The sequence below is a fragment of the Actinocrispum sp. NPDC049592 genome (assembly GCF_040675465.1).
Classification (GTDB): domain Bacteria; phylum Actinomycetota; class Actinomycetes; order Mycobacteriales; family Pseudonocardiaceae; genus Kibdelosporangium.
In genome coordinates, this window is sequence record NZ_JBFAPA010000012.1 from 165,140 (window position 1) to 180,876 (window position 15,737).

Genomic DNA, 15,737 nt, shown 5'->3' on the forward strand with positions numbered 1-15,737 from the left:
TTTCTAGCCTTCTCCCATGACCACCGTGACCGTCGCCGTCGTCCAGGCCGCTGCCCCGCTGTTCGACACCGAAACCGCCGTCGACCGCGCCGAGGACTTGATCCGCACGGCCTCGGCCGAGGTGGTCGTGCTGCCCGAGGCGTTCATCGGCGGTTATCCGAAGGGCCAGGACTTCGGGATCACGGTCGGCAACCGCACGCCCGAAGGCCGCGACCTGTTCCGCCGGTACTTCGAGGCGGCCATCGAGGTTCCCGGGCCTGAGGTGGCTCGGCTCGCCGAGGTCACCCGTGAGATCGGCTGTCACGCGGTGGTCGGCGCGGTCGAGCGGTCCGGCGGCTCGCTGTACTGCGTGGCGTTGTTCTTCGGCCCCAACGGGTACGAGGGCCTGCACCGCAAGCTGATGCCGACCGCCGCCGAGCGTTACCTGTGGGGCCAGGGCGATGGGTCCACCATGCCGGTGATCTCCACCGGCAAGGCCCGGATCGGCGCGGCCGTGTGCTGGGAGAACTACATGCCGTTGTTCCGGACCGCCATGTACGCCAAGGGTGTCGACCTCTGGTGTGCGCCCACAGTGGACGATCGCGACTCCTGGCAGGCCACCATGCGGCACATCGCCTTGGAGGGCCGCTGTTTCGTGCTCGGCGCCACCCAGTTCATGCGCCGCGACGCCCTCCCCGCCGACCTGCGCGGGGACACCGGTCCCGAGGAGGTGCTGATCAACGGGGGTTCGGTCATCGTGTCACCCCTCGGCGAGGTCCTCGCCGGACCACTACGCGACCGCGAAGGCATCCTCACCGCCGAGGCCGACCTGGACGACCTGGCCCGCGCCCGGTTCGACTTCGACCCGGTCGGCCACTACGCCCGGCCCGACGTGTTCACGTTGCGCGTCAACGAAACTCCGTGCGTCACCGTAGCCGCGGCTCAGGCATCGACACCGACCACCTCGGAGACACGCTGAAAACCGTCCCGTGCCAACAAGTCCGGCAGGCCTCTCGTAATGGATCGCGCGATCCCCGGGCCTTCGTAGACGAGTGATGTGAGCAACTGGACGAGGGTCGCGCCGAGGCGGAGCTTGCGGTAGGCGTCCGCCGCGGTGAAGACCCCGCCGGAACCGATGATCGTGTGGCGGGCGGGGTCGATCCGGCGGTAGAGGTCGCGGATCGCTTTGTCGGCAGCGGGTTCGGCGGGTTTTCCGGAGACCGCGCCGGGGTGGCCGGAGCGGACACCCTGCGGTTTGCCGGGTGCGAGGTTGACGGCGAAGCCGGTGACGAAGCCGAACTCCGTTGCGGTGGCGAGCAAGGGGTCGAAGTCGGCATTGGCGGCGACCTTGAGGAACAGCGGCTTGCGCACACCGAGATCGGCGAGCCGGTCGAGCAGCGCCCGCAGACGGCCCTGGTCCTGGAAGAACCCTCGGCCATCCCTGGTGTTCGGGCAACTCAGGTTGAGGCACAAATAGCCCGCCAGGTCCTGTAGGCGAGTGACGGTGTGCACGTAGTCGTCGAGGATCTCGTCGTCGGATGCTTCTGGGGCGTCGGGACCGTAGTTGGTGTTCACCACGTTGACCCCTACGGGTGCCGTCGACTTGGCAAGACGGGTGGCCACCTGGTCGGCGCCGTCGTTGGGCAGGCCGTAGTTCACGATGATCCCTTGCTGTGCCGGTAACCGGAACAACCGCGGCCTGGGGTTGCCCGCCGAGGGCCGGGCCGAGACCGAGCCGACCTCGACGTGGCTGAACCCCAGCGCCGCCAGGAAAGGCACCGCGCGGGCGCTCTTGTCGAAGCCCGCGGCCAGCCCCAACGGGGAGCTGAACCGCAGGTCGCCGACTGTCACTTTCAGACGGTCATCATCCGTGGCGAAACAGGGAGCCATCGCGCGGGCAGCGAAACCCGCCCAGCCCGCCAGCCGGATCGACCGGTCGTGGATCCACTCCGGATCCGCCCGGAACAGCACCGGCCGGACCACCCGCCGATAGACACCCATGCACCCAGCCAACTCCAGCCGTCAACCCCTGGCGGGTCGCCGGCCGGACCGCTGCTCAACACAACGGTCCCGGTTCAGCATGTGCATGTGATGCCGCGTCTATCGTCCGATCGGCCTGTGGCGGGTGAAGATAGGCGCATGACGAGCCTTGGCGTCCACTTCGCGCTGACCGTCGAGCAGGAGGACGCGTTGCTCGACGCCGCTGACCCGGACGAGGTCCTCGACGTGGTCGCGCGGATCGAGGAGGGTGCGGCGGAGGCCGACCTGATGGACACCGACAAGGCCTGGGACACCATCCACCGGTGCCTGTCGGACGGCACACTGAACACCACCGGCGGCGACTACCCGTTGTCCCATGCGATTCTCGGCGGGATGCAGGTGGACGCCGGGGACGACTACTTCGTCGGCTACCTGACGCCCGAGCAGGTCGGGGACGTCGCGCATGCCCTCGGCCCGCTCACCGAGCAGTGGTTCTGGCAACGGCTCGTCACGCTGGACCTCACCGAGGACCTGCAGTACGTCTGGACCAACTTCGTCGATCTGCGAAGGTTCTTCGAGCAGGTGGCCGGCACCGGACGGGCCGTGATCTTCACCGTCGACCAGTAGCCAGGGTCTCGTCCAGCCAGTCGAAGATGATCTGGTGCGCTCGGGACATCGCGCCCATGTGGCAGTGTTCGCCCGCGCCGTCGGCCTCCTTCAGCCGGACCAAGGTGGTCTTGGCGCTGGTCATCGCCTCGGCGGCCTTCTCCGGCTGTCCCTTGAAGAACTGGTCGTTCTCGGCGTCGAGGACCAGGGCCGGCGCGGTGATCCGGTCGGCCACACCGTCCAATGTGTACAGTTTGAACGCGCGCTCCAGATCGGCGTAGGTGTCCACTCCCATGGCCCACACGCCGTTGCGCATCGCCCACCGGATCTGGGTGTTGACCGACATGAAGAACTGCAGCACCGGCAGGGTGACGTCGTCGCGGCCCTCGTTCATCCACTGGGCCACGAAAGGCGGCACGGAGTCGCGGATGGCGGCGTGGAAGTCGAAGATGCCGTCGTCCAGGATCACCGCGGCAGGCCTCTGGTCGAACGCGGCGGCCCGCGCGACGAGGTAACCGCCGAGGCTGTAGCCGAACAACGCCGTCTCGCCGATCTCCGGGCGGGTCTGCGTGTAGTCGAGCACCGGTGTGATCACGGCCTCCCAGTCGGGCCGGAACACCAGGCGTTGCTTGCGCAGCGCGGCCCCCTGACCTGGGCCGTCGAACGCGAGCACGTGGTAGCCGCGGGCGAGCGCGGCGGCGGCGATGGCGAAGTAGGACTCCTCCAGGGTCGAGTCGTAGCCGCTGTTGTAGATCACGGTCGGCCGCGGCTGGTCGTCCACGAGGTAGAGGTAGCCAGGCAGAGTCGTGTCCTCGTAAGGGATCTCGATCTCCTCGAAGCCGAAGCCGAACAGGCCGGCGGCGGTCACGAAGGTCTCGCGCGACTTGCCGGACAGTTCGGCCACTTCGGGGTCGTTGAACGGGTCGTCCCGGCGGTAGAACTCGGCCGTGCGGTAGTAGTTCGAGGCCCTGAGCAGGGCCTCACGAGCGCTCACCGAGTGTCCATTGTGGAGCGAATCCCGGCCGGCCGCCTCGGCGCGCCCGGCCGTCGCCTTCCACTCGCGGTGCCAGGCGGTCTCGTCGCCCTCCGGGATGCGCCCGGCGGTGGCCACGACCTCGCCGAGGTCCGCGCCGCCGTAGTTGGCGAACCCGGCGGCCCGCAGGGTTTCGAACGAGAAGGACTCGTCGTCGAACAGGAACTTCATGGTGACCTCACTTGTTGCGATGGAACGGAACCGTATCGTCCTTACGATAGCGCGGGTGGACGGCGAGACGCAACCGTTCCGTTCCCCTGTTACGCTCGCCTCATGACCTCTCGACGACAGCCGGCGGGCAACGCGGTGCTGCAGGACGACGTCACCGAGGCCATCGCAGGCGCGTTCTTCGAAGAACTCGCGGACAACGGCTATGGCCGGCTGTCCGTCGACGCCGTCGCCCGCCGCGCGGGCGTGGGCAAGGCGGCCATCTACCGCCGCTGGAACTCCAAGGACCGGATGGCCGTCGAGCTGATCTCCGCCGTCGCGATCGCCGCCATCGACCTGCCCGACACCGGTTCACTGCGCGGCGACGTCCGCGAGTACCTGGCCAACGCCCGCGCGGCCCTGCAGCACCCCCTCGTCGCCAAGATCGTCCCGGACCTGCTGGCCGAGGCCAACCGAGCCGGCGACCTGGCCGAAGCCCTGCTCTCCGCCGTCCGCGACCCCCGCCGCGCCAAGGCCGCCGAGCTCCTGCACCGCGCCATCGCCCGCGGCGAACTCCCCGACGACACCGACATCGACCTCTGCCTGGACTTCCTGGCCGGCCCCCTCTACTGGCGCCTCACCGCCATCCACACCCCCCTGCCGGCCGGCTACCTCGACCGCCTCACCGACAAGACCGTCGCCGCCTTCCTGGCGTGAGACTTCTCCAGCCGGGATGTCGAGTTGGTGGGATGCTGATCGTCATTCTGTCGACCGGTACTGGTGGATGGAGGTTTGGCGTGTACTACATGCTGCTGATCTACAACTGTGAGCCGCCCAAGCCCGGGGAGCCCGGGTTCGAGGAGGCGCTCAAGCGGGTGAACTCGTACGCCGACGAGCTGCGGCGGCGCGGAGTGTTTGTGTCCGGGCACCCGTTGGAGGCCGAGCGCACGGCCCGCACGGTCACGGTCCGCGAGGGGCGGACGTTGGTCACCGATGGACCGTTCACCGAGACACACGAGCACCTCGGCGGCTACTACCTGCTCGACTGCGAGACGTTCGAGGAGGCGGTGGAACTCGCGGGGATGTGTCCGCTGGCCGAGGTCGGGTCGATCGAGGTCCGCCCGGTCGCCGGCATCCCCGGCCTCGCCGAGCACAGCGCATGAGGCTGGAGATCCTCGACCACGGGCACCGGCTGCGGGCGAAGCTGTTCATGGGCGCCACCGCCGCGATGTCTCGGGTGGACACGCCGGACATCGTGCGGACGTTGTTGTACCGCCCCGGGTTCATGACCCGCCCGCTGCTGGACCTGACCGCGCCCGCGATGCGCGGCCCGTCGTTCTGGACCGCGGGTGAACGCGAGTTCCTGGCGATGTCGATCGCCCGTACCCACGAGTGCCCGTTCTGCGTCGACACGCACGCTCACCTGGTCGGCCTCGCCTCGCGGGGCGAGATCGGCCTCGACCGGCAGCGGCCCGAGGTCCTGGCCATCGCGAAGTTCCTCAGCGAACGCAACCAGGGCAGGCACGCCGACACCGACCTGCCAGCGGAAGCGGTTCAGCAGGCGCTGCGGGTGAACCTGGTCTGGGGCATCGTGAACCGGCTGGCCAACGCGTTCGGATTCCAGCTGCGGCCGGGCCAGCTGGAGACCGGCACGAAGAACCTGCATCGATTCGGCTACCGGTTCCCCGCCTTCCTGCTCGCCGAAGGCGGCCGCAGGACGGGCGACCCGATCGCCGATCTCAGGTACTCGGTCTTCGAAGGCCCCGGCGTCACCGATCTGACAACGCGACGAACCGCGGCCACCGGCGATGTCTGGGGCGGCTACGCGAAGACCGTTCGCGACGCCTCCTACCGGGTGACCGACGCCGACGTCGAGGCCCTGCGCGAGGCCGGGCACAGCGAGGACGCCATCTTCGAGGTCACCGTGGCCGCCGCGACCGGCGCCGCGCTGCGCACCTTCGAGTCCACTCAGGACTGACTTTGTTCAGCTGCTGAACGAAATCGGCAACCCGGAGGAAACTTCGGGGCAACTCTTGACGCGTGCTCCCACGTGCCGTTAATTGGTTCAGGCAATGGACTAATTGCTGGGCGCGGGCTCTGGGGACGGAGGGAGGAGCCGCGGACATTCCGCGCATTTCGGGGGAACAACGCTGTCACACCCGAAGCAGGGAGAGTAGATGTTCGGCAGAAGGATGGCGGCCGCGAGCAGACGGGTGATGTCTGCCGTCGCGGTCGTACTCGCCGCCTTACCGGCGACGACCGCCGCAACGGCGGCCGCGGCGCCCGCCGCGGATCAGGCGTTCAAGGCGCTGGTGTTCTCCAAGACCGCGGGCTTCCGGCACGACTCCATCCCGGACGGCATCGCGGCGATCCAGAAGCTGGGGCAGGAGCACAACTTCACCGTCGACGCGACCGAGGACTCGGCCGCCTTCAACGACACCAACCTGGCGAAGTACCAGGTCGTGATCTTCCTTTCCACCACCGGTGACGTCCTGGACGACACCCAGCAGGCCGCGTTCGAGCGCTACATCCGCGCCGGCGGCGGCTACACCGGTATCCACTCCGCGGCCGACACCGAGTACGCCTGGTCCTGGTACGGCGGACTGGTCGGCGCCTACTTCAAGCAGCACCCGGCCCCGCAACAGGCCACCGTCAAGGTCGAGGACCCCGCGCACCCGTCGACGCAGGGCCTGCCGACCACGTGGTCGCGGTTCGACGAGTGGTACGACTACCAGACCAACCCGCGCGCCAACGTGCACGTGCTGACCTCGCTGGACGAACGGTCCTACACCGGCGGCACGATGGGCACCGACCACCCCGACACCTGGTGCCAGGACTACGACGGCGGCCGCTCCTGGTACACCGGTCTGGGGCACACCAAGGAGAGCTACACCGAGCCGAACTTCCTGCACCTGATCCTGGGCGGGATCCAGACCTCGGCGGGCGTCGTCCCGGCGGACTGCTCGGCCTCGCTGAACAAGAGCTTCGAGAAGGTCACCCTGGACGACAACACGTCCAACCCGATGATGCTGGACATCGCGCCGGACGGGCGGGTGTTCTACATCGACCGGCTCGGTGACGTGAAGGTGATCCGGCCGACCGGGGGCGTCGCGACCGCGGCGCACCTGGATGTGTTCACCGCCAACGAGAGCGGCCTGCTCGGCGTCACCCTCGATCCCGGGTTCGCCACGAACAACTGGATCTACCTCTACTACTCCCCCAACGGCAAGGACGTCGACCGGCTGTCCCGGTTCACCGTGAAGGCCGACTCCACCCTCGACCTGGCCAGCGAGAAGGCCGTGCTCGAAGTGCCGGTCCAGCGCGCGGAATGCTGTCACCACGGGGGTGGCATGGTGTTCGACAAGCAGACCGGCGACCTCTGGCTGGCCAACGGCGACAACACCAACCCGTTCGCGTCCGACGGCTACACCCCGATCGACGAACGCGCCGGCCGGTCCTCCTGGGACGCCCAGCGCACCGCGGGCAACACCAATGACCTGCGCGGCAAGGTGTTGCGCATCCACCCGCAGCCGGACGGGACCTACACCATCCCGGCGGGCAACCTCTTCGCGCCGGGCACGGACAAGACCCGCCCGGAGATCTACGCGATGGGGTTCCGCAACCCCTTCCGGATCGGCATCGACCCGAAGACGCACAAGCTCCTGGTCGCCAACTACGGCCCGGACGCCGGCAACCCGAGCGCGACCCGCGGCCCGGAGAACACCGTCGAGTGGGACATCTTGAACCAGCCGGGCAACTACGGCTGGCCGTACTGCGTCGGCAACAACAAGGCCTACAACGACTACGACTTCGCCACCGGTGTCTCGGGTGCGGCGTTCGACTGCGCGAACCCGGTGAACAACTCCCCCAACAACACCGGTATGACCAACCTGCCCCCGGCGCTGCCGGCGATGGTCTACTACCACTACTCGCCCGACCCCGCGTTCCCCGAACTGGGCGGCGGTGGCGCGCCGATGGCGGGCCCGGTCTACCGGTACGACGCGGCGCTGAACTCCAGCCGCAAGTGGCCGGCCTACTGGGACGGCAAGGCGATCTTCGGCGAGTGGAACCAGAACAAGCTGTACTCGTTCCAGCTCAACGAGGACGGCAGCAAGCTGGTCGACATCAACTCCATCTTCGGCTCGTTCAGCTTCCTCAAGCCGATGGACATGAAGTTCGGCCCGGACGGCGCGCTGTACCTGATCGAGTGGGGGTCCGGCTTCGGTGGCGACAACACCGACTCGGGCGTCTACCGGATCGACTACGTGCAGGGCAACCGGGCGCCGATCGCGAAAGCCAGTGCGGACCGGACATCCGGGCCGGCACCGTTGACCGTCCACTTCTCCAGTGACGGTTCACGGGATCCCGACGGCACGCCGGTCACGTACGCGTGGGACTTCGATGGCAACGGCACCACCGATTCCACCGAGGCCAACCCCACGTTCACCTACCAGAACAACGGGAACTTCAGCGCCACGCTGACGGTGTCCGACCCTGGTGGCCGGACGGCTACGGCGAACGTGCCGGTCGTGGTGGGCAACAGCGCGCCGACGGTAACGCTGAACCTGCCGCCGAACGGTGGTTTCTTCGACTGGGGTGACCAGGTCAAGTTCGGCATCACGGTCACCGACCCCGAGGACGGCACGATCAACTGCACCGACGTCAAGCTGCAGTCGATCCTCGGCCACGACACGCACGGCCACCCGCTCGACCAGTACACCGGGTGCTCGGGTGCGGTCCAGACCACGCTGTCGTCCGGGCACAGCGACGGCGACAACGTGTTCGCCGTGCTCGAGGCCTCCTACACCGACAAGGGCGGCGCCGGCGGCGCCTCGCCACTGACCGGCCGGGCACAGGCGATCCTGCAGCCCAAGCACAAGCAGGCCGAGTTCTTCGCGGCCACCGGCCGCACCGCGGACGGCACCGGCACCGGAAACCCGGGTGTGCAGGTGGAGACCGCGAGTGACACGCAGGGCGGGTTCAAGGACATCGGGTCCATCGAGGACGGTGACTGGTGGTCGTTCGACCCCACGAACCTGTCCAACGTGACCGCGCTCCGGTTGCGCACCGCGTCGGCGGGCACGGGTGGCGTCATCGAGGTGCACACCGGCGCCACCGATGGCCCGCTGATCGGTTCGGTGACCGCACCGGGAACCGGTGACTGGCAGGTCTACACCAATGTCACGCTGAACCTCAGCAACCCGCCGACGAGCAGCGGCCCGTTGTTCTTCGTCGCCCGCAAACCCGCGGGCAGCGGCAACAACGGGGGCCTGTTCAACGTCAACTGGGTCGACTTCCTCGGCAAGGGCGTCACCGACAACCAGCGGCCCGATGTGACCGTGTCCGGTACGCCGACCCGTGGAACCGCCCCGCTGACGGTGAACTTCCACGCCACCGCGACGGATCCCGAGGGTGACACGCCGTTGACGTACGCCTGGGACTTCGGGGTCGCGGGCGCGCCGAAACCGTCCACTCCGGACGCCAGCTACACCTACCAGGTGCCGGGCAACTACGAGGCGATGGTCACCGTGACCGACGCCAAGGGTGCGTCCCGCAGCGAGCACGTGGCGATCACTGTGGACAGTCCGAACACGACATGCCTGTCCGGCAAGTCCGATGGGTTCGACGGTCCGCTCGACCGGTCCAAGTGGACGGTCCTGCGGGAGAACCAGGACCTGGCCGTGTCCGGCGGCAGCCTGCACATCCCGACCGCACTGGCCGAGATCTACGGCACCGACAACAGCAAACCGGTGCCCAACCTGGTGCTGCAGCCGATGCCTTCGGGCACCTGGCAGGCGACCACCAAGGTCAGCATGGTGGCACGGGATGCCTACCAGCAGGCCGGTCTCGTGCTCTACGGCGATGACGACAACTACGCCAAGATGATGCTGGAGGCGCGGGGCACCAACGACGCGAACGCGCGGGTCTTCCAGTTCGTCCGCGAGGAGAAGGGTGTTCCCAACGAGGTGGCCGAGTCCAACACGGGCAACCTCGGCGCGGCCTTCCCGGACACCGCGTACGTCCGGCTGGCCAGTGACGGCACGCACATCACCGCGGCCTACTCCGCCGATGGTGTGTCCTGGACGTCGATGCCGCAGACGGACAAGCTGATCGCGGGCATCACCAACCCGCGGATCGGCCTGATGTCGCTGGCCAGCACCGGGACCCGCCCGGTGGTGGACGCGGCGTTCGACTGGTTCCAGCTCGTGCCGGACGACACCGCCACCCCGCCGTCGCCGAACGACGAGTTCGACGGCACCGCGCTGAACACCTGCCGCTGGGCCACGATCGTGCGGCCCGACCCCACCACCGAGCGGGTGACCGGCGGCAACCTGGAGATCGACACGCAGACCGGCGACATCTACGGCACCGGCAACACCGGTCCGCACAACTTCACCCTGCAGGCGCCGCCCAGCGGCGACTGGACGGTGGAGACGAAGGTCGACGGCAGCGCGTTGAACGAGCAGTACCAGCAGGCGGGGCTGATCGCGTACGTCGACGACGCGAACTACGTGAAGTTCGATTACATCACCGACAATACGGCCGGTGCGGCGGTCACGCGCCGGATCGAGCTGCGCGGTGAGGCGAACGACACGGTACTGGACCCGCAACCAGGGGCCAACAACCTCACGCAGGGTGTGTGGTGGCTGCGGATGGTCAAGCAGGGCAACACCTATCACGGGTTCTCCTCACCGGACGGTTCGGTGTGGACCGAGATCGGTGCGGTGAGCAACCCCGCGGTGGCCTCCGCCAAGGTCGGCCTGTTCGCCTTCGGTGCCAACCAGACGGCGTCGAAGACGGCCAAGTTCGACTACTTCCACGCCTCGTGGGGCCAGCCCGCCGACGCGGAGGCGCCGGTGACCACGGCGGTCGCCAACCCGGCCGGGCCGGGCTGGTCGAAGACGCCGGTGACGGTCACGTTGACCGCCACGGACACCGGTAGCGGCGTGGACCGCACGGAGTACACAGTGGACGGTGGCAACTGGACGCCGTACACCGCTCCGTTCACGGTCAGCGCCGACGGCAACCACCAGGTGCAGTACCGTTCCGCGGACAAGGCGGGCAACGTCGAGGCCGCCAAGACCCTTGCGGTACAGGTGGACGCGACCGCGCCGACGGCCACGGCCGCGACGACCCCGGCGGCGCCGGACGGTCAGAACGGCTGGTTCGTCTCCAGCGTGTCGGTCGCGGTGACCGCGGCGGACGCCACCTCTGGGGTGGCCAAGACCGAGGTCAGCATCGACGGCGGGGCCTGGACGGCGTACACCGACCCGGTCAGCATCGCCGCCGACGGTGCTCACACGGTCGGCTACCGGGTCACCGACACGGCGGGCAACACGTTCTCCGGGAGCCTGCCGGTGAACAAGGACGCCACCGCGCCGCTGACCACCGCCCAGTTCGCCGCGCCGAACGACGACGGCTGGAACCCCGGCACCGTTCCCGTGACATTGTCCACAACGGACAGCGCGTCCGGGGTGGCGAGTACCCAGTACTCGCTCGACGGTGGACCGTGGAAGGCGTACACCGAGCCGGTGAACGTGACCGGCGATGGCACGCACACCCTGGCGTACCGCTCCGCCGACAAGGCGGGCAACGTCGAGGCGCAGAAGGCGGCCACGGTGAAGATCGACGGCACCAAGCCGACGGTCCTCGTCTCGGGTGTGGCCGACGGGCAGATCTACGGCGACAGCCAGGATCTGCGGATCGGTTGGCAGGCCGTGGACTCGACCTCCGGGATCAAGACGGTGACCGGGTCGCTGGACGGCAAGGCGTATGCGTCCGGCACTCTGCAAGCCCTCTACGAGCTGGGCCTGTCCATCCACTCGCTGTCGGTGACGGCGGTGGACAAGGCCGGGAACCAGACCGTGCAGACGGTCACCTTCGGGGTCACCACGTCCACAAGGGACGTCGGCAACCTGGTGGACCGGTTCAAGGCGGTCGGCTGGCTGTCCCAGGCGAACGCGAACAAACTGCAGAACCAGCTGACCAAGGTGCGTAAGGCCGAAGCCAACGGCAACGACGCCAAGACGGTCAAGGAACTGCAGGCGTTCCGCACGCTGGCGAACAACCAGCAGACAGTGCCCGTGGCCGAGGTCCGCCAGACCCTGGTCCGCGACACCGACGCGCTGATAGCCCGTTTGTCCGGTCCTACCGGAAGAGTCAAGTAGTCCAGCGAGGGGCGGGGCCCGGCCCCGCCCCTCCCGGCAGGGAGTTCCCGTGATGGCGAAGCGAACCACCGCTCCTGCTAAGTGGACAGCCACGCCCGCGAAGGCCGCTGTGCCTTGGCGGAGCTGGGTGAGCGTCATCCTCGTGGGCGCGCTGCTTTTCCTCGCCGGATACCTGATCGGCAGGCCCAGCAGTGTCCAGCAGGACGCCGACCAGATCCGGCAGGCCGACGCGGCCAGGGACAAGGCTCAGGTCGCCGACCTGACCACCCTGGCCCGGACCACCCGGGACCAGCTCATGCCCGTGCTGACCCGGATGGCCACGGCGATGCCGGTCGACCCGGCGAAGGCTCCGCAGCCTGCGGCTGCCGCGGACGTGGCGGGGTGGCAACAGGCCGCGGACAAAGCCGTGGCCGCGTTCGCCGACCCGCCGTCCGGAGCCACCGCGACCAACGTCGCTCGCGGTGGCTTCACCGCCGCTGTCAACCAGATCGGCAGCGCCGTCAAGACCTACACGCTGTCGCTGACCGCCGATCCGGCCGCGCAGAAGGAACTGCGCGAGCTGGCCGGCCGGCAACGGACCAACGCGGTGGCCACCTGGTCGGTCGCCAGCACCCAGCTCGACCAGGTGAACATCGACGCCGGCTACGGCCACCAGCACGTGTTCCTGCCCGCCGACCCCGGCAGCGGGGCGTTCACCTCCGACGGTTCCCCGGAAGGAAGCGGAAGCCGATGATCCGCAAGGCCGCAGCGCTGTTCGTGTTCGTGCTGACCTTCCTGCTGTCCGGCGGGATCGCGCATGCGCACGGCGGGCCGATCAAGCTCGACGTGCACGGTGACGGCGGTCAGGGCGTCAATGTCACCGTCACGTACAAGAACGACGGTCACATGGTGCCCGACGAGGTGCACATGACGTACACCGCGATCTCGTCGGACAACAAGACCATCGGCCCGGTCAAGCTGGTCGCCTCCGCCGAGGGCCAGTCCTTCTACACCAGCGCCGAACCGCTGCCGGTCGGCACGTGGACCGTCACTGTGACCGCCACGCACCCTTCCCCGGCGCAGCAATCGGTTGCGGTGATCTCGAAGGCCCTTCCGGTCCGGACAGCGGCGTCCATTGTGGATGATGGTCCGGACCCCGTGCTGATCACTTTGTCCATCGCCGTCCCGGCCGTGCTGGCGGGTGTGGCGTTCTTCGTGCTACGCCGACGCCCGGCTCGCTAGCGCTGCCACGACCCGGTTCGCCGTGTCCACACTGGACTGCGGGTTCTGACCGGTGATCAGGGTGCCGTCCACCACAACGGTCTGCGACCACGGCGGTCCCGGCTCCACGACCGCACCCAGCTCACGCAGCCGGGTCTCGACGAAGTACGGGGTCTTCTCGCCCGTTCCACCGTTGAGCTCCTCGGCGTCGCTGAACACGGTCAACCGCCTGCCGGCGAAGGCGAACTCGCCGTCGACCGCAGTGCTGAGCAGCGCCGCACCACCATGGCACAGCGCCGCGATGACCTTGCCTTCCTCGTCGGCCGTCCGCAGCAACCGGGCGAGGTCCTTGTCCACGGCCAGATCCGTCATCGGGCCGTGGCCGCCTGGGAGGTACACGGCGTCGTAGTCCTCAATGGACACATCCGCGAGCACCAGCGGCTTGGCCAGGTGGTCGGCGATGCCGTCGAGGTACTCGGTGAACGGCGGGTTCGCGCTGTTCTGGTCGACCGGCGGCTCCGCGCCGCCCGGGGTGGCGATGTCGATCTCGATGCCCGCCTCGGTGAGGATGCGGTGCGACTCGGCGACCTCCTCGGCCCAGTAGCCGGTCGGGTGCCGGGTGCCGTCGGACATGATCAGGTGGTCCGCGCCGGTCAGCACCATCAGGACCTTGGCCATTGCCTTCTCCTTCGTGTTGGCTCTTGATCGCGACAACGGCCATTCCATCAGGAATCATCCGTTAAGCTCGGCAGGGTCATAACTATTCTTATCGCCGCGGAGTTGCATGCCGAACCTCGACCTGCTCGTCACGTTCCTGGAGATCCACCGCAGCGGATCGCTCACCGCGGCGGCGGCTCGGCGTGGCCTGACCCAGCCCGCGGTCAGCGGGCAGCTGGCGAAACTGGAGCAGGAGCTGGGCGTTCAGCTGTTCGTCCGGTCCCGCAGCGGGGTCACGCCCACCCGTTCCGGCGACGACCTCGCGGCACGAGTGGGCCCGCACCTCGACCAGCTCACCGCCGAACTGACCACCACACCCGCGCCGACCGGCGTGGTACGCATCGGCGGTCCGTCGGAGTTCATGGCGGCCCGGCTCGTGCCGACCCTGGCACCGTTGACCACCCGCGGCCTGCGCCTGCACATCAGCCTGGGCCTGACCGAGGACCTGCTCGCCGACCTGCAGAACGACCGCCTGGACCTGGTGCTGTCCACCATCCGGCCCCGGCACAAGGGCATCGTCGCGACAACGTTTGCCGACGAGGAGTTCGTCCTGGTCGGCCCACCCCCACTCGCCCGCACCATCGACCCCGCCCGCCTCGCCGCCGACCCCGTCCGCGCCCTCGCGCACCTCCCCCTGGTCGCGTACGCGGAGACCCTCCCGATCATCCGCCGCTACTGGCGAACCGAGTTCGGCCACAAACCCCCGAACCCCACCGCCATGATCGTCCCGGACCTCCGGGCCGTCCTCGCCGCGGTGATCGCCGGCGCCGGGATCTCCGCCCTGCCCAGGTACATCGCCGAACCCGCCCTCACCTCCGGCTCCGTCGAACTCCTCCACCAGGCCCGGGTAGGCCCCCTGAACACCTCCTTCCTCGCCACCCGCACCAACGCCCTCACCATCCCCGCGATCGCCCTGGTCCACGACCACCTGATGGCCCGATCCGGCGCACTGGGCTCACTGTGAAGAAGCGGCGAGCCAGATAGCCCGATGCACTGGTGGTCCGGCGGGGAAACTGCCAACCATCCGCCGTGGACTGCGGGAACTCCAATGCACGGCGGTGTTTCACAACTCAGGGGTCCATATTGGACCCGTGCTTCGTTGCCCCGACGACGCCTTGTGTTTCGACGATCCCATCCGCACAGCCTGGTACGCCGTTCCAGATGTCGGCCCGATCCTGGACCAGTGCTTCGAGCCACTGCGGGCAAGGTCCTCAAGCGTGAGCTGTGCTGAGGAGTCCGAATGCAACCCTGGCGCGCACCGCACGTCTTGTCTGGCAAGGGGTCCGCGAGAACCAGGTAAGGGGATATCCAGATGCGTGCTGTGACCGTGGGAATGTTCATCGCCGGGGCCGCGCTGATGACGGCGTGTTCCAGCCAGACCGCCGCCGCCCCGGCGACGACCACAACCACAACCGGGACAAGCACCGCCACCAGCTCACCGTCCACTTCGGCGTCCGCCAGGCCCGTGCAGAAGCCCGCGGGGCAGAAACCCAAGGGATCCACCGAGTCCATCGGCAAGGACGTGAACTGCAGCTCCAACGGCGCCGGCAAGGTCGGCCCGGCCGGCGGCAAGCAGGTCGACCTGATCGCCGTGGCCACCAAGACCGGCACCGTCGGCTGCACCGAGGCCTTCACCATCATCTCGGACTACTACCGGGACGCCCCCACCAAGTCCGAGGGCACCGCCCACACCCTCACCGTCCAGGGCTGGACCTGCCTAGCCGACACCGGCGCCCAGGGCACCGGCATCATCGGCTGCGACAAGGACGGCCTGGCCTTCCACACCGCGCGCTGACCGCCTCCCCGGATTTTCGGGTGTGGTTGCGTTCCGACGGAAGTTTCGTTGGTCTCGTACTTGTGGCTGGGTTGCGTCACGGTCCCCTGAGGTGCGGTGGGCATGGCTGCCG

At 68.4% G+C, this 15,737-nt stretch carries 13 protein-coding genes; 10 read left to right on the forward strand and 3 right to left on the reverse strand.

The genetic code is table 11. From position 1 onward, the window contains the following. The first annotated feature begins 16 nt into the window (after positions 1 to 16). Positions 17 to 958, forward strand: a complete 942-nt coding sequence (locus AB0J95_RS28455) for a nitrilase-related carbon-nitrogen hydrolase (RefSeq protein ID WP_364764176.1) — start codon at positions 17 to 19, stop codon at positions 956 to 958. On the opposite strand, the gene AB0J95_RS28460 is transcribed toward AB0J95_RS28455, so the two are convergent. Next, positions 922 to 1,980: a quinone-dependent dihydroorotate dehydrogenase gene (locus AB0J95_RS28460; protein ID WP_364764179.1), complete on the reverse strand. Its 1,059-nt coding sequence runs from the start codon at positions 1,978 to 1,980 to the stop codon at positions 922 to 924. The two genes, AB0J95_RS28455 and AB0J95_RS28460, sit on opposite strands and share 37 nt — an antisense overlap. A gap of 138 nt (positions 1,981 to 2,118) precedes the next feature. On the opposite strand from AB0J95_RS28460, the gene AB0J95_RS28465 reads away from it, so the two are divergent. Then, entirely contained in the window at positions 2,119 to 2,586 is a 468-nt protein-coding gene (locus AB0J95_RS28465) for a YfbM family protein (protein WP_364764181.1), read from the forward strand. Here the strand turns inward: AB0J95_RS28465 and AB0J95_RS28470 are convergent. Next, a complete protein-coding gene (locus tag AB0J95_RS28470) occupies positions 2,570 to 3,769 on the reverse strand; it encodes an alpha/beta fold hydrolase (protein WP_364764184.1) in 1,200 nt (399 codons plus the stop codon). The genes AB0J95_RS28465 and AB0J95_RS28470 overlap by 17 nt on opposite strands. A gap of 102 nt (positions 3,770 to 3,871) precedes the next feature. Here AB0J95_RS28470 and AB0J95_RS28475 point away from each other — a divergent pair, with 102 nt between their 5' ends. The 6 genes from AB0J95_RS28475 (at position 3,872) to AB0J95_RS28500 (ending at position 13,134) form a co-directional block, all read left to right on the forward strand. Then, positions 3,872 to 4,462, forward strand: a complete 591-nt coding sequence (locus AB0J95_RS28475; RefSeq protein WP_364764187.1) for a TetR/AcrR family transcriptional regulator — start codon at positions 3,872 to 3,874, stop codon at positions 4,460 to 4,462. A gap of 89 nt (positions 4,463 to 4,551) precedes the next feature. Beyond that, complete coding sequence (locus AB0J95_RS28480) at positions 4,552 to 4,908, forward strand: YciI family protein (RefSeq protein WP_364764624.1); 357 nt, start codon at positions 4,552 to 4,554, stop codon at positions 4,906 to 4,908. After that, positions 4,905 to 5,723, forward strand: coding sequence for a hypothetical protein (locus tag AB0J95_RS28485; RefSeq protein WP_364764190.1), 819 nt, complete (start codon positions 4,905 to 4,907; stop codon positions 5,721 to 5,723). The genes AB0J95_RS28480 and AB0J95_RS28485 overlap by 4 nt, the downstream gene beginning before the upstream one ends. 199 nt (positions 5,724 to 5,922) lie before the next feature. After that, complete coding sequence (locus tag AB0J95_RS28490) at positions 5,923 to 11,913, forward strand: ThuA domain-containing protein (RefSeq protein WP_364764193.1); 5,991 nt, start codon at positions 5,923 to 5,925, stop codon at positions 11,911 to 11,913. A gap of 52 nt (positions 11,914 to 11,965) precedes the next feature. Next, the gene (locus tag AB0J95_RS28495) at positions 11,966 to 12,646 is read left to right on the forward strand and encodes a hypothetical protein (RefSeq protein ID WP_364764196.1); all 681 of its coding nucleotides are present in this window, start codon (positions 11,966 to 11,968) and stop codon (positions 12,644 to 12,646) included. Continuing rightward, positions 12,643 to 13,134 carry a hypothetical protein gene (locus tag AB0J95_RS28500; protein WP_364764199.1) on the forward strand — a complete coding sequence of 164 codons (492 nt, stop codon included), beginning with the start codon at positions 12,643 to 12,645 and terminating at the stop codon, positions 13,132 to 13,134. The genes AB0J95_RS28495 and AB0J95_RS28500 overlap by 4 nt, the downstream gene beginning before the upstream one ends. On the opposite strand, the gene AB0J95_RS28505 is transcribed toward AB0J95_RS28500, so the two are convergent. Next, the gene (locus AB0J95_RS28505) at positions 13,111 to 13,791 is read right to left on the reverse strand and encodes a type 1 glutamine amidotransferase domain-containing protein (protein ID WP_364764202.1); all 681 of its coding nucleotides are present in this window, start codon (positions 13,789 to 13,791) and stop codon (positions 13,111 to 13,113) included. The two genes, AB0J95_RS28500 and AB0J95_RS28505, sit on opposite strands and share 24 nt — an antisense overlap. Positions 13,792 to 13,897: 106 nt before the next feature. On the opposite strand from AB0J95_RS28505, the gene AB0J95_RS28510 reads away from it, so the two are divergent. Continuing rightward, positions 13,898 to 14,794, forward strand: a complete 897-nt coding sequence (locus tag AB0J95_RS28510) for a LysR family transcriptional regulator (protein ID WP_364764205.1) — start codon at positions 13,898 to 13,900, stop codon at positions 14,792 to 14,794. A 348-nt stretch (positions 14,795 to 15,142) separates the two neighbouring features. Then, complete coding sequence (locus AB0J95_RS28515) at positions 15,143 to 15,625, forward strand: hypothetical protein (RefSeq protein WP_364764208.1); 483 nt, start codon at positions 15,143 to 15,145, stop codon at positions 15,623 to 15,625. The last annotated feature ends 112 nt before the right edge of the window (positions 15,626 to 15,737 follow it).

Excerpts from the sequence above, each read along its gene's own strand:
- AB0J95_RS28490 (WP_364764193.1), top strand. The coding sequence starts at position 5,923 with ATGTTCGGCAGAAGGATGGCGGCCGCGAGCAGACGGGTGATGTCTGCC.
- AB0J95_RS28515 (WP_364764208.1), top strand. The coding sequence starts at position 15,143 with ATGCGTGCTGTGACCGTGGGAATGTTCATCGCCGGGGCCGCGCTGATG.
- AB0J95_RS28470 (WP_364764184.1), bottom strand. The coding sequence starts at position 3,769 with ATGAAGTTCCTGTTCGACGACGAGTCCTTCTCGTTCGAAACCCTGCGG.
- AB0J95_RS28475 (WP_364764187.1), top strand. The coding sequence starts at position 3,872 with ATGACCTCTCGACGACAGCCGGCGGGCAACGCGGTGCTGCAGGACGAC.
- AB0J95_RS28455 (WP_364764176.1), top strand. The coding sequence starts at position 17 with ATGACCACCGTGACCGTCGCCGTCGTCCAGGCCGCTGCCCCGCTGTTC.
- AB0J95_RS28505 (WP_364764202.1), bottom strand. The coding sequence starts at position 13,791 with ATGGCCAAGGTCCTGATGGTGCTGACCGGCGCGGACCACCTGATCATG.
- AB0J95_RS28495 (WP_364764196.1), top strand. The coding sequence starts at position 11,966 with ATGGCGAAGCGAACCACCGCTCCTGCTAAGTGGACAGCCACGCCCGCG.
- AB0J95_RS28460 (WP_364764179.1), bottom strand. The coding sequence starts at position 1,980 with ATGGGTGTCTATCGGCGGGTGGTCCGGCCGGTGCTGTTCCGGGCGGAT.
- AB0J95_RS28465 (WP_364764181.1), top strand. The coding sequence starts at position 2,119 with ATGACGAGCCTTGGCGTCCACTTCGCGCTGACCGTCGAGCAGGAGGAC.
- AB0J95_RS28510 (WP_364764205.1), top strand. The coding sequence starts at position 13,898 with ATGCCGAACCTCGACCTGCTCGTCACGTTCCTGGAGATCCACCGCAGC.
- AB0J95_RS28480 (WP_364764624.1), top strand. The coding sequence starts at position 4,552 with ATGCTGCTGATCTACAACTGTGAGCCGCCCAAGCCCGGGGAGCCCGGG.
- AB0J95_RS28500 (WP_364764199.1), top strand. The coding sequence starts at position 12,643 with ATGATCCGCAAGGCCGCAGCGCTGTTCGTGTTCGTGCTGACCTTCCTG.
- AB0J95_RS28485 (WP_364764190.1), top strand. The coding sequence starts at position 4,905 with ATGAGGCTGGAGATCCTCGACCACGGGCACCGGCTGCGGGCGAAGCTG.